This is a genomic window from Arthrobacter sp. M4, assembly GCF_020251205.1.
Classification (GTDB): Bacteria; Actinomycetota; Actinomycetes; order Actinomycetales; family Micrococcaceae; genus Arthrobacter.
Genome location: NZ_JAIWYX010000003.1, coordinates 1 through 22456, shown reverse-complemented (window position 1 = coordinate 22456; position 22456 = coordinate 1). Strand labels below are relative to the sequence as shown.

Annotated in this window: 20 protein-coding genes; 6 read left to right on the top strand and 14 right to left on the bottom strand. The window is 62.1% G+C overall.

The genetic code is table 11. The annotated features are described in order from the left end of the window. Positions 1–8: 8 nt before the first annotated feature. The 4 genes from LD110_RS06580 to LD110_RS06565 all read right to left on the bottom strand — a co-directional run bounded on the left by LD110_RS06580 (position 9) and on the right by LD110_RS06565 (position 6722). Entirely contained in the window at positions 9–944 is a 936-nt protein-coding gene (locus LD110_RS06580; protein ID WP_225497431.1) for a carbohydrate ABC transporter permease, read from the bottom strand. Further along, entirely contained in the window at positions 944–2275 is a 1332-nt protein-coding gene (locus LD110_RS06575) for an ABC transporter substrate-binding protein (RefSeq protein WP_225497429.1), read from the bottom strand. The genes LD110_RS06580 and LD110_RS06575 overlap by 1 nt, the downstream gene beginning before the upstream one ends. Positions 2276–2407: 132 nt before the next feature. Further along, entirely contained in the window at positions 2408–4516 is a 2109-nt protein-coding gene (locus tag LD110_RS06570) for a beta-galactosidase (RefSeq protein WP_225497413.1), read from the bottom strand. A gap of 46 nt (positions 4517–4562) precedes the next feature. Further along, positions 4563–6722, bottom strand: a complete 2160-nt coding sequence (locus LD110_RS06565) for a hypothetical protein (protein ID WP_225497411.1) — start codon at positions 6720–6722, stop codon at positions 4563–4565. A gap of 186 nt (positions 6723–6908) precedes the next feature. On the opposite strand from LD110_RS06565, the gene LD110_RS06560 reads away from it, so the two are divergent. Then, on the top strand, positions 6909–7520 hold the full coding sequence (locus tag LD110_RS06560; protein WP_225497409.1) for a TetR/AcrR family transcriptional regulator: 612 nt from the start codon (positions 6909–6911) through the stop codon (positions 7518–7520). Between the two features lie 1061 nt (positions 7521–8581). Here LD110_RS06560 and LD110_RS06555 read toward each other — a convergent pair. Next, on the bottom strand, positions 8582–8812 hold the full coding sequence (locus tag LD110_RS06555) for a hypothetical protein (RefSeq protein ID WP_225497407.1): 231 nt from the start codon (positions 8810–8812) through the stop codon (positions 8582–8584). Between the two features lie 204 nt (positions 8813–9016). Here LD110_RS06555 and LD110_RS06550 point away from each other — a divergent pair, with 204 nt between their 5' ends. After that, on the top strand, positions 9017–9484 hold the full coding sequence (locus LD110_RS06550; RefSeq protein ID WP_308012412.1) for a MarR family transcriptional regulator: 468 nt from the start codon (positions 9017–9019) through the stop codon (positions 9482–9484). A gap of 39 nt (positions 9485–9523) precedes the next feature. On the opposite strand, the gene LD110_RS06545 is transcribed toward LD110_RS06550, so the two are convergent. From LD110_RS06545 to LD110_RS06530, 4 genes are all read right to left on the bottom strand, one after another. Next, positions 9524–9664 carry a hypothetical protein gene (locus LD110_RS06545; RefSeq protein WP_225497405.1) on the bottom strand — a complete coding sequence of 47 codons (141 nt, stop codon included), beginning with the start codon at positions 9662–9664 and terminating at the stop codon, positions 9524–9526. A gap of 483 nt (positions 9665–10147) precedes the next feature. Continuing rightward, positions 10148–10387 (bottom strand): hypothetical protein, encoded by a 240-nt coding sequence (locus LD110_RS06540; protein ID WP_225497402.1) that lies wholly within the window; start codon positions 10385–10387, stop codon positions 10148–10150. 151 nt (positions 10388–10538) lie between these two features. Then, a complete protein-coding gene (locus LD110_RS06535; protein ID WP_225497399.1) occupies positions 10539–10745 on the bottom strand; it encodes a hypothetical protein in 207 nt (68 codons plus the stop codon). A 97-nt stretch (positions 10746–10842) separates the two neighbouring features. Continuing rightward, positions 10843–11214 carry a hypothetical protein gene (locus tag LD110_RS06530; RefSeq protein ID WP_225497396.1) on the bottom strand — a complete coding sequence of 124 codons (372 nt, stop codon included), beginning with the start codon at positions 11212–11214 and terminating at the stop codon, positions 10843–10845. 56 nt (positions 11215–11270) lie between these two features. Between LD110_RS06530 and LD110_RS06525 the strand changes: the two genes are divergently transcribed. Beyond that, a complete protein-coding gene (locus LD110_RS06525) occupies positions 11271–11945 on the top strand; it encodes a hypothetical protein (protein WP_225497395.1) in 675 nt (224 codons plus the stop codon). A gap of 122 nt (positions 11946–12067) precedes the next feature. Here the strand turns inward: LD110_RS06525 and LD110_RS06520 are convergent, their stop codons facing one another. Next, positions 12068–14836, bottom strand: a complete 2769-nt coding sequence (locus tag LD110_RS06520) for a carboxypeptidase-like regulatory domain-containing protein (protein WP_225497393.1) — start codon at positions 14834–14836, stop codon at positions 12068–12070. A gap of 143 nt (positions 14837–14979) precedes the next feature. Next, the gene (locus LD110_RS06515; RefSeq protein WP_225497391.1) at positions 14980–15519 is read right to left on the bottom strand and encodes a hypothetical protein; all 540 of its coding nucleotides are present in this window, start codon (positions 15517–15519) and stop codon (positions 14980–14982) included. Between the two features lie 1700 nt (positions 15520–17219). Here LD110_RS06515 and LD110_RS06510 point away from each other — a divergent pair. Further along, positions 17220–17471, top strand: a complete 252-nt coding sequence (locus LD110_RS06510) for a hypothetical protein (protein WP_225497389.1) — start codon at positions 17220–17222, stop codon at positions 17469–17471. 264 nt (positions 17472–17735) lie between these two features. Here LD110_RS06510 and LD110_RS06505 read toward each other — a convergent pair whose 3' ends face one another. The 3 genes from LD110_RS06505 to LD110_RS06495 all read right to left on the bottom strand — a co-directional run bounded on the left by LD110_RS06505 (position 17736) and on the right by LD110_RS06495 (position 19996). Next, positions 17736–18380 (bottom strand): hypothetical protein, encoded by a 645-nt coding sequence (locus LD110_RS06505; RefSeq protein ID WP_225497386.1) that lies wholly within the window; start codon positions 18378–18380, stop codon positions 17736–17738. Between the two features lie 11 nt (positions 18381–18391). Next, positions 18392–18844 carry an SRPBCC family protein gene (locus tag LD110_RS06500; protein ID WP_225497384.1) on the bottom strand — a complete coding sequence of 151 codons (453 nt, stop codon included), beginning with the start codon at positions 18842–18844 and terminating at the stop codon, positions 18392–18394. Between the two features lie 567 nt (positions 18845–19411). Beyond that, the gene (locus LD110_RS06495; RefSeq protein WP_225497382.1) at positions 19412–19996 is read right to left on the bottom strand and encodes a hypothetical protein; all 585 of its coding nucleotides are present in this window, start codon (positions 19994–19996) and stop codon (positions 19412–19414) included. 507 nt (positions 19997–20503) lie between these two features. On the opposite strand from LD110_RS06495, the gene LD110_RS06490 reads away from it, so the two are divergent. Further along, positions 20504–20989: a hypothetical protein gene (locus tag LD110_RS06490; RefSeq protein ID WP_225497380.1), complete on the top strand. Its 486-nt coding sequence runs from the start codon at positions 20504–20506 to the stop codon at positions 20987–20989. A gap of 9 nt (positions 20990–20998) precedes the next feature. After that, positions 20999–22087, top strand: coding sequence for a hypothetical protein (locus LD110_RS06485; protein ID WP_225497378.1), 1089 nt, complete (start codon positions 20999–21001; stop codon positions 22085–22087). Positions 22088–22456: the final 369 nt, after the last annotated feature.

Sequence of the window (22456 nt, the reverse complement as noted above, 5' to 3'; positions counted from 1 at the left end):
GCTGCTTGTCATGCCCTGGACCGCCTTGCCGAGACGGTGAGCTGAACCAGTGACAGCAGAACGAGGGCTCCGCCGAAGACGACTGACATGGCGGCGGCATTGCCGTACTCATGATTTGTGAATGCTTCTGAATAAATTTGGAGCGTGGGCACCATGGTGTGGTAGCCGGGTCCTCCGTTGGTGAGCACTTGAACGGTGCCGAAAACCTGCAGGGCCGCAAGTAGGGTCAGCAGACTGACGATGGTGGTAACGGGAGCGAGCTGGGGCCACGTGATGTAGCGGAACTTCGCCCATGTCCTGGCGCCATCTAGATCAGCAGCTTCGTAAAGTTCCGGGGGGATGTCCTGAAGTCCGGCAAGGAAGAGCAGGAAGCCGAAGCCCCAGTGGAACCAGATGAACACCGCAATGACGGAGGGCAAAGCCATGGCCGGGTCGCCTAGCCAGTTTTGCTGCAGTGTACCAAGCCCTGCGATGTCGAGCAGGCGGTTCAGGGTCCCGGATTGAGGTGAGAACAGGGATGTGAAGATGAGGCCGACAACAACAACGGAGAGGACACCGGGAAGGTAGAACACTGTCCGGAAGAATGTTTTCCCCCGGATCACGTTGTTGACTGCCACAGCCATGGTGATTGCTACGCCGTTGCCGACGAAGAACCCCACCACGGCGAAGGCGGCGACGTTCTGCATCGAAGCCCAGAATGCCTCGTTCTTAAACACCGACTCGTAATTCGCCCACCCGACAAAAGGGGTGTCCGGGCTGACGCCGTCCCAGCTTTGGAAGCTAAGGAGGATGGCCTGGGCGAAAGGGGTGATGGTGAACGTGGCGATCAGGACGATGGCGGGGGAGAGGAAAAACAGGCCGAGCAACGTCCTGCGGATATCCGCCCGGCCTTGCGGCGCCCGGAAGGAGCGCCGCAAGGCAGATGGTGCAAGTTGAGCTGGCATTAGCTCTTGTCCTGCGCACGCTGCAGGTCATCCAGGACCTGGTCGACTGTAAGCTCGCCCAGGACCAGTCCCTGCGCGTCCCGGACGATAGCGGTGTTGACGTTGGTCTTGAACGTATTGGGCAGGACCTGCATGTCCTTGACTGCTGTTCCAAACCCTGCAAGCTGCGGAGAAAGAGTCCCGTTGGCCAGAAGTGCGGGGTTTGTTGGCATAATACGGCCGACCTCGGCGAAGACCTTCTGCTGTGCAGGCTCAGTAAGCCACTTGACGAACTCAAGCGCTTCTTTGGGATGCTTGCCCTTGGGGTTAACCACTGCTCCCTTTCCTGGGAGCCCTGGGGATCGGGGTGCAAGCTTGCCGTTGGCAGCTGGCGGAAGAGTCAGGGAGATGAAGCTGTTGTAGTCGGGCGCGGTTTTGAATCCGACCGAGACGCCGGGGGATGCGTCGAAGACGGCTCCCACTTCATGCTTGCTGAAGAATGACGATTCGACGGTTGGGTTGTCGTTCTGACCGCCCGTCAGGGAGCCGTTGGCGATAACACCGGCCTTTTTCATGTCCACGAGCAGTTGGAAGGCCTTGCGCCAGCCATCTGACTTCCAACTGGCTTTGCCGTCGTAGGTCGCTGAAATTTCCTCGTCCGTCAGCCAGTTCGAGGCGAAACCCTGAATGAGCTGGGGTGTCAGCGAGGCTGCGACGGCGAAGGTTCCCTGTCCGTTTTTGTTTCCGGCGGCGAGCTTTGAGATGAGGTCGTCGGACGTCTTTGGAGGAGCCGCAGGATCGATGCCGGTGGCTGCCGGGTCCACGAGGAGGCCGTATGTCTGGGTTTCCCAGTGCGCGGTGTAGATTCCGGCGGGAACGCCCAGGTTGTTCCCCTCGGCAAACGTCGACATCTTGATGACTGCGGGGCTGAAGTTCTTTCCCCAGTCGCCTTTCAACTCGGGTTCAAGGTTCATCGCCCAGCCGGCCTTGTAGAAGGGGGCCATATCCGCTGCGTTGAATGAGGAGTAGATGTCGGGCATCGACTTGGACTGCGCCTTGGCCTGCAGCTTGGGCAGGTAATCTGTTGGGCCGGGCGAATCGATGGTGATTTTGATGCCTTTTTCCTTGGAGTACTGCTCGGCCAGCTGGTTCAGGGCGGCTTCCTGTCCTCGTGACTGGTTCAGGAACGTCAATTCGACCGGGCCAGAGTTGTCTCCGGAACCGCCTGCGGATCCGCTGCCGGCTGAGCAGCCTTGGAGCAGTAGGGAAGCCGCGACGGCCAGGGTTCCGACGGTAACGGTCCGGCGCCGGACTGGGCCGGGAGTTGCTGAGGTAATGCTGCTTTTACGCATATGTTCTCACCTTTGAAAATTGACGTATGGGTGTTGATGGTCGGGATGCTGGGATTTCGGCTGGATGGCTGTGAAGCCGAGTAACCGGCGGCGCCGGCCCTCCTGAGTGCCGGGCTGGGGTGGCTGTGCTGCTCATGTCGGTTCCCCAGTTCTTCCTGCGTTAAGTAGGGGTGCCTCCTGTGCAGCGGGGGCGGCTGTTTCCTGCTCGATGATGGCGACGCCCTGGGGTTCGAGGACCATGTCGGCTGCCGTTCGTCCGCTCAGCATGTCTTTGCCCTGGGCAGTCAGGGTGACCGGCGCGGTGCTGTGGTTGATGACGAAGGTCAGTTCGCCGCGGCGGACCGTCTCAACCCACCCGGTATCGCCGGTTGCCCCGATGACGGGTTCGCCGGTGATGCCGGCCTCGGCCAGGAGGGTATCCACCAGGTGTGCGAGTGCATCTGGTTCGAAGCGGGTGGCGAGGTACCAGGCTGCGCCGTTCCCTGTTGCCCGACGCGTGAGTGCGGGCATCCCTTCAAGGGGCCCGTGTGCAAAGCGGGCTTTGACTTCTGCGTCGTGGATGCGAATGGCTTCTGTCCACTCCAGTCCGGTAGCACGGCCGTCAGGGAGCACGTCGCCGCTCACTTCAACTGTTGGGCGAATGGTCGTCTCCGGCCTGACGGGCACATTTCCGGGCCTTTGCCAGGCACCTGCAAGTGGGGCGAATTCCTCGATCCATATCCCGAGGGTTTGCTGCAGCTTGCCCAGGTAGCCGTTGAGGCGGGCGTGCAGGGACTGATCGAGGATGGCTGATTGGGCTGTGACGAGCACTGTCGATCCGGACCGGGCCGCCGCGTCCAGGGCCTCGAGCTGGGCGTCCGTTGCCACGAGCAGGTTGGGGACGACGACCAGAGGGTATCCGGTGAGGTCTTCGTCGCCGTGGACGAAGTCGACGACGACGCCTGCCCGGGTCAGGGCGGCGTGCCACGGCGCAATCAGGGCGAGGTAGGCGGATTGCACCGGTTGCCCGCGTTGTTCGATGGCCCACCAGCTGTCCCAGTCCAAGACGATAGCGGCTTGAGCCGGGACCTGTTGGCCCATGACCTTGCCCAGCTGGTTCAACTCGTGTCCGAGTTGTTCGACTTCGCGCCACACACGGGTGTCGGTGCCGGAGTGGGGCAGCATGGCCGAATGGAACTTCTCCGCGCCGGCTGCGGACTGACGCCACTGAAAGAAGAGGATACCGTCGGCGCCGCGGGCCAGGGCCTGATAGGACAGTGCGCGCATCTGGCCTGGTGCCTTGATTGCGTTTTCGGGCCGGGTGATGACTGCGCCTGTGGCTTGCTCCATCAGGATCCAGGGCCTGCCCTGGCCCAAGGAGCGCATGAGGTCACGGGCCATGGCCGCGGTGATCGGCGCGTCGGGATCTGCGGGGTCGGGGTACAGGTCATCCGAGATGACATCGAGGTGTTGAGCCCACTGCCAGTAATCTGCACCACGGAAGAGGCCCATGAAGTTCGTTGTCACGGGTACCTCGGGCGTCACTTCGCGCAGGATGGCTTTCTCGGCCAGGAAGCATGCAAGCAGTTCGTCGGAACTGAACCGGTCAAAGTCCAGCAGCTGGGTAGGGTTTGGGTGCGCCGGCGAGGTCCGTGGTGGCAGGATCTCGGCGAAGGACCCGTAGCGCTGGGACCAGAAGGCGGTGCCCCACGCCTGGTTGAGTCCGTCGATGTCGCCGTATTTGTGCTGGAGCCATCGTCGGAATGCTGCGGCGGACGTGTCGCAGTAGCAGCGGGCGATGTGGCAGCCGTATTCGTTATTGATATGCCATAGGGCCAGGGCTGGATGGTTGCCGTACCGTTCGGCCAGCATCCGAACGAGTCGGCCTGCGGCGGAACGGTAGGCGGGGGAGCTTGGACAATATGTTTGGCGTGAGCCGGGGGACAACTGGATGCCGTCGGCCGTTACCGGAAGAGATTCTGGATAGGCCAGGGAAAACCAGGGTGGAGGTGATGCAGTGGCGGTGGCAAGATCGACCTTCACGCCCCGTTCGTGCAGTCCGTCGAGGACCCGGTCGAGCCATTCGAAATCGTACTGGTTTTCCTGGAGTTCCAGCATTGCCCAGGAAAAGACTCCTACAGTTGCAAGGTTGACTCCGGCGCGGGTCATGAGGCGCACGTCCTCACGCCATATTTCCTCCGGCCACTGCTCCGGGTTGTAGTCACCGCCGTACCACGGGGTGGTGGAGAATGCGGAACGCATGGTTGCCCTTCTGATAACTGGATTGATAGGCCGGGTATGCCGGGGGTCAGACAAATGTGGTGGCGCCGCTGAAGCGGGGCAGGGTGGTGAAGCCCTCCGCGGCCATGCTCCAGCCTGGCGGGAGTACGGCGCCACGGTCGATGGCAGCGGCGATATGTGCGACAGCCGCGAGCAGACCACCATTGGCCGGCAGGTAAAGCGTGAGGAAGCCCGGAATCTGTGGATTGTGGCCGTTGCTGAGGAATTGGTTTTTTGGCGACGGAAGGAGTAGGGCCCCAAGTGCCTTTTCGATGTCGCCCAGCCGTGATGCCGTCATGGACATGACGGGGTAGTCCCATCCCCAGCTGGTTTGCAGATCCCAGTTATGCCACACGGAGTCCAGGGTTGCGCCCATGACCTGCGCATCGATGATGTCGGTATCGGGCAACCATCCCAGCGCCATGAGCATGGATGGATGGTCCTTCCGGAGAAGGTAGGGCATCGTGGCCAGGGCGGCGTAGGTTCCGTCGGGCATCAGCTGGGGCCGCTGCATTCCGCGCCCTACCAGGTCCCAGTCCTCGCGGAAAGGCAGGTTCAGGCGCTGACGCCACACATTTGCCGTTTGCAGTGCCCAGCACCAATAGGCTAGCTCGAAGGTGGGGCTGGTGTTGGTTTCCCGGTCGACGAGGTAACTTTCCTGGGCTGGAATAAGGGGTGGCGGAAGAATGAAGCTGCCGTTCCGCTCTTCAACGAAGTCGACAATGAAATCGGCGGTTGCTTCTATCAACGGGTAGTGCTGTTCCAGGAATCCGTCCTGACGTCCTTCGTTGTAGAGCAGCTCGAGCAGGTGAATCAAGTGGGGCTGCTGCCAGACCAGGAATACGCCGATATGGCTGGGCGATTCGCGGGCTGACGGGTCAGTTTGCTTCGGCCATCGGGCGCCCTTGTACCCCTGGCTGCGGGCTGTTTCCCGGGCCGCGGGGAGGGCGCTGTGGTACCAGCCGAGGCTGCGTTCGAGCAGTGCCCCGCGCCCCCACAAGGGAAAATGGGCAGCATGCCACCAGTGCATTTCCAGGTGGAACTTTCCGCACCAGGTGTTGTAGGTCAGCCCTGTTTCTGCGGGCGGTGTTGCGCCGGCACTGTTGACGGCGAGGAGGTACTGGGAGAGAACAACCCGGCGTTCAAGCTCGGCGGCACGGACATCGGTGCTTCCGCTGAAACTTACGGCCGCTCCGCTGAGCCAGTAGTCCTCCCACCATGCGGCGGCGGCAGTGCTTACGGCAGCGAAGGTGCAGGGAGTGTGATCGGCACTGCGTCGGGTTTCGGGACGGAGGGTGACGACAACTTCGAGTTCGTCCTGGTCAGTTACTGCCATCACGCGGGTACCGCCGTCGTGCAGGCTCAACACACCCGTTGTGTCCACTTGGACCGTGTACGTTGTCGACTCCACGGCCCTGCTGGCCAGCCAGGTCCCGGGAGAGCATTTGTCCCAGGTAACGCTGTCGTGCACCGGCATTTCGAAGGGGGCGAGGTCATCACGCTGTGGGTCGAAGACCCAAGACACCGCCAGCCCCTTGCGCAGCAGCTCCGATCGGATTCTCGTTGCGAAGCGGTGGACGGTTGGATCGGCTGCGGTGGTGACTTCGACGGGGACTCCGTCGAGGCGATAACGCGCGTCCACGGTCCCGGACCACAAGTCGAGTTCGGCCCGGGCGCCATCCAACTCCTCTGGATGTCCGACAGCCGGACCTGCAGGCCTCGCGTCGAGCGTCAGGCGGCCCAGATGCATCCTGCGGGGGTTGTAGGCGAACCAGGCGGCGGCTGCCAGTTCGTTGGGAATCGGATCGCCCGCGCGCTGCAGCCCCATGCGGTCGAGGTACGGTACCGGCCCGCGCGGGGTCTGGTGCTCGGTGATGGCCTCCTCCAGCGAGAAGTCACGCCCGCTGCGAGTGGTGTACCAGCCCCAGCTCGATTGGGTGCGCAAGGGGATTTGGAAGTCGTCCGGACTGAACGGGCGTTCCCCTTGTTCGGGCAGGCCCTTGCTGCCGTCGTCGACGACGCGCAGGGGATCCGGCTGGAGGTCATGAAACTCCGGGAAGGTCTGCAGGCCCGAGATGTCGACCGTCACCGCGAGGTCACCGTTGCCGACGCTGAGGGTGTTGACGGGGTGCGGCTGCATGATGACGGGGTTGTGATGGCGCACAATCCGTTTTCTATCGATTCTCACGCCGCTGCTCCTGGAACACCGGTTTCATTTTTCTGCGGCCACCCGGGCCGGCGAAGCACATGGACGTGCTTGGGCATCTTTGCCTCCTCGGCCTGTCGGCCTGAATTCTGAGTCAACTATAATTTCAGTTGAGAGGATAGCGTTAAGCTTTGAAACGAATCAATAGGTTTTTCAAAAGGAGTCGGCATGGCCGAAAAGCGGGGTTCATATGCGAAGTCGGGCAAGCGCCGTGAAGCGCTGAGCTCAGCGGCCCTGAAGCTTGTTCAGGACAAAGGCCACCGGAATGTGACCGTGGGGGAGGTAGCGGAACTGGCCGGCACGAGCGAGCCGACGGTTTTCTACCATTTCCCCACCAAGGAAAGTCTCCTGATATCGGCGTTGAAGCAGTTTGACGACGACAACATCCGCGCCGCAGGCCACGAAGCCGGAGCCATTGCGGACATGGGCCACCGGGCTGAAGTGGGCGTTCGCCGTCCGCACATCCCGCTTCTATATGCGGAGATGGCGGGCGCTGCAGTAGACCACGAGAACCCGGCAAACCCCTACTTTCAAGGTCGTCTGGCCCGCTCCCTGCAGGTGATCGCTACCGATATCCATCGCCTCCAGGGTGAGGGCAAGGTCGACGGTGCGATCGATGCCAATATGGCAGCCCGTGTTCTCCTCGCCTGTTGGGAAGGATTGCAGTTCCAGTGGCAGCACGGCCCGGAGTTCGATATCCGCACCCACCTGGAGTGGACCATCAAAGCGGTTCTTGGCCCCCACGCCCTAACCCCGCCGCAAGAACAGCCTGATCCGTAGCTTCTGAGCAGGTCCAAGAGGCCTGGTTCTCTCCTCTTTGGTTTCTTGAACTGTGGCCGTTGGTCTTGGGCGTCGTTTTGATAGAGGATCCGTTCGCTGGGCTGAGGGCCTGGAGTGCAACTTGGGGGACCGGGCACGGTTCCAAAGTTTGTGAGGATGGAAGCGACGGAGGAGCGGCGAACGAAGTTTGGGATGAGTGTCCGGCGCGGGAGCGCCCTGGTTGCGCGGAGCGCCCGCCCAGCGACGATGGATCGATCAGAACGGCAAACAGCGGTGATTCTCCTGACTCATGGTTGTCCAAGCGCACGGCGGCATGACGATGCCGGTCATCGTGTGGGCCGCTTTTTGGTTGGTCAGGTGGGTTCCCTTCTTATTCCATGAGATGTTCGGAAGGGGAGAAATGAGAGTGCGTGATCCGCACGCCGCCGGCCCTTGGCTTGCCCCGTTCGAACGCGCCTCCGTTGAAGCTGTCAACAGGAATGAAGGCAAAAAAAGCGTGTGTACGCTGTACACACATTTTGTACCAGACTGGTTCGTACATCGGGCGGACTGGCCCGGATTGCGTATGTTTTCTGGAGTTCCCTGTATTTGCAAGGGCTGAAATCTGGTTCGAGTCCCACCTCGGGCACACGTTTTCCCTCAGGCTGGGGGCGGTTTTTGGGCCTCTAGCCATGTGGACACTGTCCACACCCTTGCCAGCGTGTTGCCGACGGTGTGTCAGTCGCAGGAATGTTCAGTTGTGGTGGCCGTTGAGGGGCCGGCGCTTCCTTCCTGGTTGGGCGAGGGTTTCGCTACTCACTCATTCATGGACTGGTGCCGCCGGAGCGGCATGACCACGGTCGCGGGGGGGGGGGGGCTGGGTGGTGCGCTGCTGGTTGTGGGTTTGCGCGCTCATACCTGTTCATTGCCGCTTTCATGGGCTCCTGCATGACCCTGACCAAAATTTTCTGGAATCTTTCTTGTGGTTGGTTCCCCTGGCCGGGGGCAAGCTTCCTCTGTCGGATCTTCAGGGTGTGACCGGGTGAGAGCCACATGAACCATCCCGGGATGCTCACAAGTTGTCAATTCGCGTTTTGCGGTGTCTGGTCGGCCAGCCATTGCCGGTAGGTTGCGGCAAGGGCCTCGTCGCGGATGAGCCCTCGCTCAAGGCGGGAAATGACGGAGGGCCATTGGCTGAGATGGCTGGCGGCGGCGTTGATGGTGAATCCGAGTTTGGTGCGTTGCTGGGGCAGGTCGGCGTTGCTTGGCGCCGGTTGGGGATTGGTGATCTGGCGGTAGATTTCCCCGGTCACAGCGTTTGAGGCACTCCGTCCGGGCGGTTTTTGCGGGCAGGCCAAATGGGAATTCGAATCAGCCGCCAATCGCGAGCTTCCCGAGGGCGGCTGTGACTGTTAACTTCGTTTGGCGGCTAAATCGTAGTTTCGAATGGCGGCTGGGCTCCGCCACTCGGGTTATGCCCTGGTCCTGAAATGCGTCACCCGTTCTATACTCTGCCCATGCCTGACATGGAGCGGTGGACAAACGGTCGCCTGTTGTCCACCACGGCGCGACTGGTGGAACATGCCTGGAATGAGCAGCTAAGGGGCCTCGGCCTGACCCACGCCGGTGTTATTGCTCTGGACGTCCTGGCAGTCCAGGGACCTATGACTCAGGCGATGCTCGCCGAGATCGTGAGTGTGCAGTCCCAGACCATCGGCAAGACGCTGATGCGGCCGGAGGCCCACGGCCATGTCCGTCGACAGCGCAACCCGTCCAACCGTAGGAGCAGTGTCGTGTCCATGACGGATTCCGGCGCGGCGGCGAGGGAAAGCGCCCGCGAACTGGAACAGTCCGTGTTGGCGAGCGTGGCTGTGGACACTGAGAGCCTGCGCAAGGAGCTCAAGACCATCGTGCGCGGACTTGGGGCGCGGGACGCGACCAGCCGGAAGATCATGGTGGCGGATTCGGGGGTCGGTATCGTCTAGCATGTCCATCTCCACAGGCTTTCCGTGGACCCTCCGACCTTATTCGGAGCGTGGCCAGCGTCGATGTAGCTGACCTTCCCCGAGGCGGTGTTGGCCCTTCAGGACGTGCACGAGCAGGTCACGGATATCGGGGTCGTCCTCGATAACGACGGCGCGGCGGGCACGAGGGCTGGAAGGCATTAGACCAATTAACTCCGCACGGGCACCCTTTGTCACATTAGGCGCAATATTTCGACGGGGCACTGTGCTTCGACAGGGAAGAACGCTTCTTGGCGCGCTGGCTGCGCCGCCGGCGGGCCGAGCGGCCGCAGAACCCTCGATTCGGCCTACGCCCGGGCGCTGCAGGACCTGCTGGGCTGGAAACGCCCCGCCTGAGGGTCTAGAGGCCAGACGGCAGCAGCGCCTGGCGCAGCGCGAAATATATCTCAACTGGGGCAACGACCAGCCACGAAGGAAGAAAGCCGAAACGGAGCTGGGCCGCTACCTATCGCCTGCATGCCCGCCACGGGCGGTATCCGCAGCGCATCCAGGAGCTTGACGAAAGAATCCCTGTGTGGAGGCAGCCGCCCGTTTGGGTCCCAAGGCGTAGGGTTCCCGGAGGTGGCAGGCCGCGGCCAGCGTGCTAGGGCCCTGATCATCTCCGCCTTCGGGAGGCTTGCGGTGCTAGGGCGCCGATCCGAAGAGGACGGCGGCGACGTCTTGGCGGAGGTGGTACTCGCGCGCCTCGATCGGCCAGAGGTGTCCCTTGACGACGTAATAGCCGCGGCCTTCACCGGGCCCTCCGGCAGCACGGTCGATCGCTGCCAGCAGGTCGCTGTCCAGGACCTGCCCCGGACCGCCGGACTTCAGCCGGGACACCTCGTCGGGGGCCAGCCCATCGATCAAGGCCGGAATATTAACCATGGGAATCTCACTCCTTGCGGCACATTTGCTTAACACCAACAACCACCCCAGCAAGGTGCGGTACGGACAATCATGAATACGCATCACGAGTCCTCAACACCCTGAAGGTGGGGGATATAGTTGTCGGCATGGAGCACGGCGGCGGCGGACGTCACACGGCGACAGGCGCCGGCGTCAGCGATGCACAACGCCGGCCCTCGCGGCCGCCGAGACCCCGGCCGACTATGAACACACCGTCGATGAGATCCGCCACGGCCACCTGACGAAAGCCTTGGACGAAGCCGTCACCGCCGGGCGGCGCTCCAGGGAAGAAGCCGACCACATCCTGCAGCGGCTCGACTCCGGCGAGGACGCCCATGCCCTGCGCCGCGAACTGCGCAGGACCGGAATCCTGACCCTTGGCCGCGCACCAAGACCACCCGGGAAAGCCACCCGACGGCTGACCCGTTCCGCATCTACAGGCGTACATCGACGGTGAAGTCGTCGACGCTTCGGCCACACCAGTCAGCGGCGGCCGCCTTCACAGCGTCCGGAATGTCCGCGCGCGGAAAGCAGGGCATCGTTTCCCCATGGTCCAGGATGCATACAGCCGTCCCACCAATGTCAGTGGACACGCTTCTCTCAGCCAGGAACGACACCCCGCTCATGGCAGATGCCGCCGAGGTAGTGGCCACGGTCAAGGAAAACCAAACCCCGCCGAACACGTCGTGGACCACCTGCAGGAATCCCGCGGGACCGAAGCCCAGCTCAGCCTCGCCCAAGAACGCGCCGAACGCAGCGCCGAGCTCGCCCGCAAGGTTCGTGAAAACCGGGCCAACCCCGGACACGGCGAGCCGGAACAGCAGCCGGAGGCGGTCAAGGAAGCCCTCGACGGGATCGCGGAATGGGCCGGAGCGAGGAAGCGATCAACGCAGCCGCGCCGCAGCCGGGCAGCTTCGCCGAACGTCTCACCGCGTCCAGTGCGGCAGCGGCCAAAGAAGATCCTTCTGCGGTCGAACGGCTCCGCCGGCAGCGCGCCGAGCAGGCCAAGGCTGAGGAAGCCTCCAACGTGAACTACGCGACCGGCCAGACAGCTCCGAACCTAGTCGTGGTGCCGGTCGGCGCCGAAGGCAAAGTGACAATCTCGAATACCTCCTCGGGGACCGCCCAAGTGATCGCAGATGTGTCGGGCTATTTCCTCCCCGGCACAGCAGTTGATCCAGGGACGTTCGCGGGGTTGACTCCGACGCGGTTCCTGGACACGAGGGCATGGTCGGGGCCGGTGGCTGCAGGCGGCTCAGTGTCGTTCCAGGTTGCAGGCGTGAACGGCGTGCCCGCGAATGCGTCCGCGGTGGTGGTGAACCTGACCGTGACTGAAACCAAATCATACGGGTTCCTGACGGCGTTCGCGTCAGGCGCGGTCAGGCCCAACGCCTCCATTGTGAACTACGTGGCTGGGCAGACTGTGCCGAATCTCGCGGTCGTACCGCTTGGGGTTGATGGCAAAGTGCGGATCGCCAACACCTCCAGCGGAACTGCCCAGATCATCGCGGACGTCTCCGGATACATTCTCAGATGACTTCCGGAGCGGATCCGCTGTAAGGGGTAGGATCCGCTCCGGAGGCCACGATTTTGAAGAGAGTGCTGGGGGCCACTGTGTGTCGCCCCCCACGGTCCTGATCCTCCTTGGTGAAAACGCAGTTAGCGGAAGTACCCTGCTACGTCTGCGATTACCTGGACGCTTCCGGCTGAAGTGTTCCGCAGATTGACTCTGCCGTCTGGGCCAATCGGGGCTATCACCAAGTTGGGGACTGTCTGCGCGGGACCGTAATTGACATTCGAGGACCCCGGGGTAGGTGACCCGCTGGCATAGGCGGTAATGAAGCCCGCAGACTTCGGCTCAGTTACGGTCAAATTGAACACAACTGCGGATGCGCCTGCCGGGATGCCATTCACCCCCGCGACCTGGAACGACGTGGTACCGCCAGCGGCGAGGGCAGACGAATTCCGTGTATCGAGGAAACGCTTCGGCGCCAGGCTCTGGAAGGATCCGGTGTCCGTTGTTGCGCCGCCGATGAAATACCCCGACACGTCAGCGATGAGCTGGACGCTTCCCGAGGAGGAGTTCTTCAGTGAGACTTTCCCGTCCGCCCCAATGGGTGCAACGACGAGGTTGGGAACGGTCTGGGCCGGTCCGTAGTTTACGTTTGAGGCGCCAGGAACGGTTCCGCCACTGGCGTATGCAGTAATGAAGCCAGCCGCCTTCGGTTCGGTAACGGTCAGGTTGAACACTACCGCTGAGGCATTGGCCGGAATCCCGTTGACCCCCGCGACTTGGAACGTTGAAGTGCCGCCGGGCGCTACGGCGCCGCTGGTGCGGGTGTCATGGAACCTCTTGGGCGCGATGCTTTGGAAAGCTCCTGGCGCGGCGGAAGCACCCGAATTGAAGTAACCCGAAACGTCTGCGATGAGCTGGACACTGCCCGATGAGGTGTTCTTGAGTGAGACCTTCCCGTCCGCTCCAATAGGTGCAACCACGAGGTTGGGGACAGTCTGGCCTGGCCCATAGTTCACGTTGGATGAACCGGGAACGGCCTGGCCGCTCGCGTAGGCCGTGATGAACCCGGCGGAAGAAGGCTCAGTCACGGTGAGGTTGAACACCACCGCCGAAGCGTTGGCCGGGATGCCATTCACGCCAGCAACCTGGAAGGATACAGTCCCTCCGGGAGCCACCGCCTTGCTCAGCCTCGTATCGAGGAACCTGCTCGGGGGAATCGGCTTGAACTTGCCGGCAAGCGTGTCGCCACCCGCAGCCGCCTGGTAGGAGATGACGCCCACGTTGGTGTCCGGGCTGGCCATGGTGGACACCAGCGTGGCCTCGTCCTCGTTCGGTGTGTTCCCGACATACAGTCCATTGACTTCCTTGGGCGTGATCCCGTGATGAGCAACTACAAGGTATTCGCCCTTCGAGAGGCCCGTAATCTTGAACTTCCCGTCGTTGTCCGTCATCGCTCTGCGGTCCACGAGCTTGCCGTCCTTGGTGTAGGCCTCCACCTTGTAGTCAGTGGCAGGCTGCCCTGATTCAAGAACCACAGAGCCGGATATTGACCGTCCCACAGACAGTTCGTCGTTGACGTTGGACAGTCTCTGACCTGTGCTAAGGGTTACAGTCTGTCCGGCCGCGAGGCCTGAAGTCTCTGGCACACCCTTGTAGTACTGAGCCCCCATGGTTGTGGTTTCGTAGCCCCTGTTGAAGGCCAGGCGGTACGTTCCGGCGTTCAGCATGCCAATGTAGTAGTGGCTCGGCTGGCCCCCGTTGGGATAGGCAGTTCCCCAACCCGCCACGCGACCCGTGGCGTCGAAGGCCGTGACGCTGGTCTCCGTATCCACATTTGACAGGTATCCGGAGATCTCGGCTTCGGGCTGTAGGGTGATGTCAATTCCCACAGCATCCTGGCCGAGGGATAGGGACAGGGTCTCTGCCGTCTGGAAGGTCTCTCCAGAGGAGTACCACCTCTCGGGGCAGGTGTCGGTGAAATCGTAGAAGCCGACTCTATACGAGCCGGCAGGCAGTTCGGTGACCCTATAGTTTCCGTCGGCATCGACGTGCGCAGAGGCGACCTCAGAGACTGTGCCGTTGTTGATGACGTGGTTGACGCCTGTGCTGCTTGCTTTGAAGACGTAAGCCTGTGTGTAGTGTGAAAAATGCCCCTCCGGCACCGACACATGACCGCTGATGGTGGCGCCCCGAAGGAGGTGGGCTCCGATGCCGGCTACGGTCTGGCTTGCCTGCAATGTGACAGGGTTGGACGTTTCCCAGTCTGGCTTGTTGTCCCACCACTGTTTGACGGCGCCGCCGCCGGAGAACCCCACGGTGGTCGGCTCCGGGTAGAGGCCTGTCATCCGGTAAGTGCCGTCGAGTCCGAGACTTGTTACCTCCTCCACGCAGCCCGCGCACGAGTTGGGGCCGTTGAAGGAGACCCGCACTTTCGTCAGGTCGACGCCCGGCTCTGCCGTAACTTTTCCGGTCATCACCGCTCCGGCGACTGTTGTGATGTCTACCGCAGCTCGGGCCTCGCCGGCGGCCACGGTGACGTCATCCGCCGAGCCTTCGTCGTAATTAAACGTTCCGAACCAGCGGTTTGTGGCCCCGGATTCTCCAGCCTTGAACTTAACCCGGTAGGTGTCCGGTACCAAGTCTGGAATCCTGTACGTCCCGTTTGCAGCCGGAACCACCGACGTGACCAGGCCTAGGCTTGAGCCTTCCCCGCCAGCCGTGAAGCTGTACAGTTCCACAGTGGCCTTGGTGACGTCGGTTCCCGCCGGCGTCGTGATCTTGCCTGCGATGCTGGCCGTCCCTGTGTCCGCCGCGGAAGGACTGATCCCGGCAACGATGACGAGTACGGCGGTGGCGGCGGCGAGCAACGCTCGCCTAATACTGGTGCCGAGCACCAAAGAAATATCCCCCATGACTTGCTCCTAATTGACATTAGTTTTCTTGAAATGCGGCTGTTCGCTGAGCAGCCTCATTGGCACTGTCCACCAGGAACAGATGAGGGCCCGGGCTCCACGTTTGGTGAGAGCCCGGGCCTGTCGCTGGTGGATTTACTGAACTATTTGAGGGTGTAGCCGGAGACATCGGCGATGATTTGGGTGGTGGATCCGGATCCTGATTCGGTGTTGGCAATGGTGACCTTGCCGTCAGGTCCGATGGGCAGGTAGGCCAGGTTCGGTACCGTTTGTCCCCCAGCGTAATTGACGTTGGAGGATTTCGGTTTGGCCGATCCGGAGGCGTACCCGGTGAGGTAGACGAAGGAGTAGGGTTCGGTGACGGTCAGGTTCGCCCAGATGCCTGCGGCGTTGGCTGGGACCCCATTCAGGCCTGCGGAGTTACTGGCAGGAAGCGCGGTAAAAGAATACGAACTGTCTCCTCCTGGGTTGCCCGAGCGGTCAATGCATTCGCCGTTGGTGCAGCCGCGCAGTGATACTCGGACTTTGGTGACATCCTCACCTGCCGGTACTGTGATCTTGCCGCTAATTGATGCGGTATTTGCTGCAGCGGCCGGGCCGGCTCCGAGCGGGACTAAAAGAGCAGCGAGTAATACAGAAATTATGGGCACAAGATGCAGCGCCCGTGGTCTAAGAACTCTCATGAGTTTGTTGAACCTCCGGTCGTTAGGACGCGAAAACGGCAGAAGGCCAGGTGCCCCCCCACCTGGACCAGAGCCTATAGCCCGTGTCGACAACCTTGGCGAAAATGCATAAATATTTCGTGCCACCTACGAGGCGCTCGGACATAAACTGTCGAAGAGCGACATCATCTCCACCCTTGATTCCATGCGCAGGGACAATCTCATGCCGGGATAAGGTTGACGCTGAGGGCGTTTATCCTGAATCATCCTGGGGAACTCGGATCTAATGCGTGGTCAGTCGGTCGTTGCCCGTTCGGTATCCGGAACATGGCTCATCGCGTTTGTGCTTGTTTCTGCGTGCGCATTCTTGCCGGGAGGTCTTTTTCGGTTTGCGTGGGTCAAACTCGTTTTCGCGCTGCTGGCTTGTGGCACCGCCATCTGGGCCAAGGTCAGTGGGCGCTTACCAACAGTGATGCAAGTGCTGCTTCTTACGGGCGGTGCATTCGCTCCGGCATCTTTGCTCGGACCGGATTCCTTTGTTTCGCTAGCAGGGCGTTGGCCTCGTTATGAGAGGATTGTCGCGCTCGCGGCCTATTTGGGGTGCCTGTGGGCTGGGGCGAAGATTCTTACATCCCGAGAGAACAGCCGGACGCTGGTCCAGTGGGCCGTCGCCTCCATAGTTCTTATCATTCCCGCTCTCCTCGAGTTCGTGGGAATGCGTCCCCTCGGCGGCGGACCGTTCGACCGTCCTGGAGGGCTGCTCGGCAATGCCACAGACCAGGGAATTGTCGGTGTTCTGCTTTTCACAATCCTGCTGTTGCCTGTCCCTGCGTCTTCGGAACTTGCTACCTCACTGCAGGCACCATCGCGGCCGCCCTCACCACCGCCGTGTCAGGATCTCGGGCCGCCTACGCCGCAGGACTGGTCGCGCTGATTATCCTGTGTTCGTGATCCTTGTTCCTTGGCTGCCAAATCCGCGCAAGGTCATTATGGCTGGCTCCCTAATAGCGGTCGCCGCTGTTGCCGTACCCCTGATCGTGCCAGCCAGTAGGGCACGGCTTATGACTCTTTCAACTGTTGAGGGACGGTTGCTCTTGTGGTCGGAGAGCTGGGCTCTTTTCCAGGAGCACGCCCTAAGTGGCGTGGGGCCCAGTAGGTTTTGTTGACCTTCTGCCCGCGTACCACGATTCGGTGTGGGCAACTCAAGTAGGCACCGACTTTCCGCCAAATGCGCCCCACATGTGGATTCTGCAGATGGCGACGATGGGGGGATTGCTCATTGCTTTGCCTGTCTTAGCCTGCGTGGCAGCGGTTCTCATCCTTGGGGTCCGTAATCTCAAGAACTCCCAGGATCGCCTGGACCGTGAAAGCAGGCTGTCCTTCTTGGCTGCTGCCTGTGCGTACGGGGTGGCGCTCATGACAGCCTTCACGTCTCCCGGCACGGCCCCACTCGCGTTCTTCCTCATGGGAGGACTCCTCGGCCGCGAACGCCGCCCAGCACAGTCCTCTGGGAGGCAACGAACCACGCGTGCCGCTCAAGGACGCACAGCGCGCAGCCAAGCGATACGCGCGGCCGCCACTGCCACCGTCGTCGTTGCTTTGATTCAAGCAGTTCCCGCAGCGGCCGCGGAATGGCCGATGAAAGCCGGCACAGACCTCGTCGCGAAAGGACGAATCCCTCAGGCCGATCAGCAATTCTCTACCGCCGCTGCAATGAGTCCGTGGACGCAGACACGGCCATGCTTGCTGCGCAGGCGTTTGCTGCAGCCGCAGCCGAAGGAAACGCTCCGGCCGGACAGCGTGCGGTGGCATGGGCACGGAAAGCCCTAGCCATCTACCCCAGCTCAATCGAATTCAAACTGGCCCTCGCGGCCAACGCATCCCCCAAGCGCTCCTGCTACTTGTTGACTCTTCACCGCAACATTTCGGATCTCGGCGCAGGCCAGAAGTTCCCCCATCTTGTGGACGAGTGAACTAGCTTGCCAAAGAGATGCTGAAGCCGTTCTTCTCCTTCGTGACACCCCATAGCACCACAGATCCATCGGCGTTTCGGACAGCGATCGTTCGTTTGGGAATATGTGACGCGTCGCCTTGGAAGGACTTCTGGTGCCGACCGTTAATGCTGCCCTCTATCCCTATGGGTGTTTGCAAGCGCGCCGGAATCCTTGGCCGCGGGCCGAGCACCTGGTTGGCTGGGTTTCCAGTTGGAACTTCCATGGCAGGTTCCGTTCCTGGGTTCAGGCGCCGAGTGCGGGGGCGTGCCTGTGTCCAATGTCGAGATCGCCCAGTGCTTCCCGCACCACGAAGCCGCCGACGAGGGCCCACGCCAGCGCGGCTGGCACGGCGACGAGGACGGCGGCGGTCTCCGTGTTGAAGAAGGGGAGGACGGCGCTTGCCACGATTGCCGCGATCCCTACCCACCTCGGCACGACCCGGGCGACGAGGGTGTGGATGCTGCCGAACACGAGGCCAGCCCACATAGCCAAGAAACCCGTGTATCCGAAGGCCCACCATCCCCACGACTCGTTCGTGGTCCCCGCCATAAAGACGCTGTACGCGGTCAGAGACAGGAGTCCGGCCGCTACCAGACCTGCAGCAGTGAGCGCCATCCAGTAGCGCCGCCCCCTTGCCCTCGCCAGGACCGCCAGTCCGAGGATGCCGATCGCGGCGAGAAGGATCGATGAGAGGGCCAACGCGGCGACCTGCGGCGTGGTCTCCCTGTATCCGCCGCTGCAGTAGTTCCCCACGCACCCTCCGGGGGCGAGGGACTCCATGTACGCCGCCGCGGCGCCGAGCAGCCCGCCGAGGACAGCCGCTGAGCCACCCAAGGCCGCAAGGACCGCAGGCCTCGTGCTCGTGTGCTGGTTGCTGGTACTGGACATTATGACCGCCTCTACCCTTCCCGGTGCTCGGTGAGAATCTCGGACAGGGTGGCGAGGTTGGCGCGCACCTGCCGTGCGTACGCCTTGTTCACGAGCGCATCGGCGATGCGGCCGAACACTCCGCCGAGGCCCGCGCCCGATTCGAGGCGGTATTCCAGCCGGGTCCCACCGGTCTCGGGGGTCATGGTGAAGGTGCCGGTGAAGTCGATCTTCCCCTCCACGGACTTGATGGCCTGCTTCGTGGGGCGCTCGTCCTCGGTCACCTCGACCACCCAGTCAAACGTCCGGCCGAGGATCTTGCTCTTGCCCTTGAACCGTGACCCGACCTGCACGGGACCGTCACCTTGGAGTTCGCTGGTCAGGACAGTGGCGTCATACTCGGGCAGGTGCGTGGGGTCATTGAGGTAGTCGAAGACTTCCTCCGGGGGTACAGGGATGACAATGCTCTCGTCGGTGACGGGCATTTTGCGGTCTCCTTCCTCAGAAGGCTTGCCTCGGCGGGAACTGACCTGCGCGCTCCTGAGTGGTGCTGGCGCGGTGGCGTGCGGTGTCCGGCGCTGGCGGCCGGGCTCGCCGAGGCGGGGTAACTGATGGCGCCCGTACGGGGCAGGATGCGGTGTACCCCCAGCCGGTCTCCGCGCAGCGTAGCGATTCGGATGGACCCGGACGCGCCCCATCGTACGCCCGGCCCGGGGCAGGGACAATGGTCGGGGTGGTGTCCACGGCCGGGGACGCCTTGGTGGCAAAGCTGATGAACTTGGTGGCGAGGGCCGGACCCCACTGCTTGAAGAATGCCCGGCTGCGGCTGGTCGGCGAGGTGGCGGTCAACCCAGTCGTCGGGATATGTCATCAGGGGGTCGAGCGCATCGTTGCCGAGTTACGCTGTGAGAAGTTCCATGCATACCTTCCACCAACAGTGAACGGTTCGCCGTCACCCCGTCGAATTGAGGGTGACATCATTCCGGCTCAGACTGGGCCCGGTACGCAGCTCTTGTCAACGTCCGGTTAAGGGCCGGCAGCCGGGCACTGTCCTAGGGTGGGGCGGGCGGCGTAAGTGCAACGTCGATGGCGGACTCGACGGCATCGCGGCGCTGGTCGGTCGATTGAACAAGAAGCGATTGGATAGCTTGGATCAGCGCCACGAGCCTTGGCGTTTGGATCGTTGAGAGGCGTTTCATCGAAGTGGCAAGCGATTCCGTGACGAGGGCGTCTATGTGGTCTCCGAGGGCGCCCGCACGAGACCCATCGGGAGCCATATAGCTCCCTCCGATCGAGATGTCACCCAGGAGCGCTAGCAGAGGGACGCGGATCCCGTCCGGAACATTGCCGGCCGCGACAGCTGCGATGAAGGGCACCGCATAGGCCGTTGCTTGATATACCGTGCCCTGGTGGCAGATGTTGGAGTAAAGCCCATCATTGATTGCCCTGGATGGATCAGATCGAAGCGCAGCCAACGATCGCGATACGTCGCCTGCGATGGCGAGTGACACGTCCCCATCGACGCCCAGCAAAACGACGCCTCTTCCGTAGCAGTGCTCCAGCCGGCTCCAGTCGACCCGGTCGAGTTCGTCCAAAGCATCGAAGCCTGTGCGGTTCGGCTGATAAGGAGTCTCCACACGTCTGAGAGTACAGCCGGCCACGGCGCCAGATACGCGAAGCGCACAGAAACCGCTGTTTCAGCAGAGGACCGGCTTACGGGCGGGTGAGAAGATACGAGGATGGCTCGCGAAATGTTCCGGTACTTGCCGTGGCCTTTTCCTGGTAATGAGTTCCCGGCTGATCTGGGTGCCGTCGTCATGCTTTCGGTTCTTGAAGGAGGCCATACGGCGCTCCACGTTCTCCACGATCCTGAAGGGGGTTGGGCAATTGCTGATGGCGTAGGGGACCAGAATGCTCCTGGTGCCTGCATCGCAACGCATATCTGGCATGTGGTTGCCGCGGATCCATCTTTGAAGCAGTTGGCGGTAATGCCTCCAGGCACAGAGGCAAACCGCCAAAGCCTCAATGACACCTGGGAGTTCAGGAGTTTCGCCTGGTGAGTCTGAATGGAAGTCGGGCTTGCGCGATGTCTCGGTCCGAAGCCCTAAGCGGTGTTCCTCGCCGACCAGGGCTGTCCCTCGCACATGAAATGGACGCTGACCAACACCACCACGGGCGCCACCCCGGCCAGCGACTACTGCTACAACGGCAACAAGGAAATCGACAACCTGCCCGCCGGCCAGTATGTGCTGGAATGGGCCGGGACCAACAACGCCTCCGGCCCGTATTCCTTCCAGCTCATGCCCGTCACGGTCGATGCCTTCGATGTCACCTTGCCGGTGTCGTTGTCCAACGGGGTTCCGGCGGCCGGTGCGGTGAACCTGGAAACCACCGGCGCCCATGACCAGTACCGCTTCACGGTCCCGGCCGGGGGTCAGTCGGTGTTCCTCGCCGACCAGGGCTGCCCCTCCTACATGAAATGGACGCTTAAAAACACCACCATCGGCGCAGTTCCGGCAACGGGGTACTGCTACAGCGGCAATAGAAAGATCGACAACCTGCCCGCCGGTGCTTATGTGCTGGAATGGAGCGGTACCAACAACGCTCCGGCCCCTACTCGTTCAATTTGAGCTGATGCTATGGAATCTATACGGTTGTTCGCCAAGCCCATCGTGCGTTCCTGGGCAAAGATCGGTGTGCTTCGGGCCTATTTTGAGTCCGAGCTGCCGGAAGCCGCGGCGGTGGAGGCTCTGGAGCGCGTTAGGGCTTCCCTGGAGCTGCCGGCCGCCGGTACGGGGCTAGGCGGTGTAGCCCCGTGCCCTTTGGGAGCCGTCGTTGCGATCCATGGAATAGCCTCCGCGGCTGAAGCACATGGACTTCTTGCCGCACTGGCCTCCGGCCTGGAAGCCCAGGGCATTCACGGCGCCCTTCGGCCTCTTCCCGATGAGCACCCGCTTGTCGGCGCCCCGAATCTGGACATGTCCGGATTCATCGCCGGGGTTTGCCTGCTCGGCGAAACAGACCCAGTTCGTTCTCCCAGACGTACCAGCCCGCCTGAGGTGATGGATGCCGTCGTCGATGCCGCTCTTGAATGGTGTCAGCTGCCGTCGGGCACGCACTACGTCGGCACCGCATGGTCCTACGTGAAATGCACAGCGGAACAGCGCAAGGCACTTCTGGCCACGGGATCGACTCCTATCAATCTGGATTCACTGGCCTGCGTTACGGGGCCGGACGAGATCAGAAGTGTTGAGTTCGGCGATCGCGGCACCGTCTACTTCGGACGTCTGGATCCGGACCGCAGATGGGAACCGGCGGTCGCTGACCTGACAGAACTCCTCGCGTCCCTGGCGGACCAGGCAGAGTTCGGCTGCATTAAACGATCCAGGCTGGGAACTGCCCTCTGGGACGTCTTCCAAAACTACGACTGGCCCGAACGGCCGCACCTCAAGTACGCGAGCGTCGGCCGCTCCCTGATGGACAGCCTTGTTCCGGATGCCTTCGGCGTCCAACTCCTCGGCCCCGGACACCATTTACCCGCACCGTTGGCACCCATTTGGAAGGCAGAACCCGCCAGTGCCGCTTCAACCATCCTTGAGCACACGGACCTCCCGGCCTGGTTTGAAGGGCCTCTTCCGGAGCCTGAGACGCTTGAGGCGGCCCGCAGATCCATCGAACCTTTGCTCATGACAACCGCACAGGCCGAAGCAGTCAGATCAAAGGGCTAATCCCTCCGGCCCAAACCACAATGCCGGGCTCAAGCGCTCCGACATTCGCGAGGGTCTATCTGGGCCGCCCGAACGCATCGGCACCTTGGATGCGGGTGAACTTCCTCGGCGAGGAGAACATGCCTTGGTCGTTCCTGACCCAATGGCCGCAAAACGTAAATGAGACGGCGGAAAGGCTTGGCTACCCCGTTCGGGATCATCAACACAAGCACCGGCGCCAGCCCGGCTTCCGGCTACTGCTACCAAGGCGACAAACAAATAGACAATCTCCCGGCGGGGCAGTACACGCTGGAATCACCGGGATCAATGACACCACTGGCACTTACAGCCTCGAGTTGAGATGAGTCGAAATGGACAAGGTGCTCATTT

Bases quoted from the DNA above. Each gene is read 5' to 3' on its own strand.
- LD110_RS06575 (WP_225497429.1), bottom strand. From the start codon at position 2,275: ATGCGTAAAAGCAGCATTACCTCAGCAACTCCCGGCCCAGTCCGGCGC.
- LD110_RS06570 (WP_225497413.1), bottom strand. From the start codon at position 4,516: ATGCGTTCCGCATTCTCCACCACCCCGTGGTACGGCGGTGACTACAAC.
- LD110_RS06490 (WP_225497380.1), top strand. From the start codon at position 20,504: ATGAAATGGACGCTGACCAACACCACCACGGGCGCCACCCCGGCCAGC.
- LD110_RS06520 (WP_225497393.1), bottom strand. From the start codon at position 14,836: ATGGGGGATATTTCTTTGGTGCTCGGCACCAGTATTAGGCGAGCGTTG.
- LD110_RS06500 (WP_225497384.1), bottom strand. From the start codon at position 18,844: ATGCCCGTCACCGACGAGAGCATTGTCATCCCTGTACCCCCGGAGGAA.
- LD110_RS06535 (WP_225497399.1), bottom strand. From the start codon at position 10,745: ATGGGCGTCCTCGCCGGAGTCGAGCCGCTGCAGGATGTGGTCGGCTTC.
- LD110_RS06505 (WP_225497386.1), bottom strand. From the start codon at position 18,380: ATGTCCAGTACCAGCAACCAGCACACGAGCACGAGGCCTGCGGTCCTT.
- LD110_RS06550 (WP_308012412.1), top strand. From the start codon at position 9,017: ATGCCTGACATGGAGCGGTGGACAAACGGTCGCCTGTTGTCCACCACG.
- LD110_RS06580 (WP_225497431.1), bottom strand. From the start codon at position 944: ATGCCAGCTCAACTTGCACCATCTGCCTTGCGGCGCTCCTTCCGGGCG.
- LD110_RS06525 (WP_225497395.1), top strand. From the start codon at position 11,271: ATGGGCCGGAGCGAGGAAGCGATCAACGCAGCCGCGCCGCAGCCGGGC.
- LD110_RS06485 (WP_225497378.1), top strand. From the start codon at position 20,999: ATGGAATCTATACGGTTGTTCGCCAAGCCCATCGTGCGTTCCTGGGCA.
- LD110_RS06545 (WP_225497405.1), bottom strand. From the start codon at position 9,664: ATGCCTTCCAGCCCTCGTGCCCGCCGCGCCGTCGTTATCGAGGACGAC.
- LD110_RS06540 (WP_225497402.1), bottom strand. From the start codon at position 10,387: ATGGTTAATATTCCGGCCTTGATCGATGGGCTGGCCCCCGACGAGGTG.
- LD110_RS06515 (WP_225497391.1), bottom strand. From the start codon at position 15,519: ATGAGAGTTCTTAGACCACGGGCGCTGCATCTTGTGCCCATAATTTCT.
- LD110_RS06560 (WP_225497409.1), top strand. From the start codon at position 6,909: ATGGCCGAAAAGCGGGGTTCATATGCGAAGTCGGGCAAGCGCCGTGAA.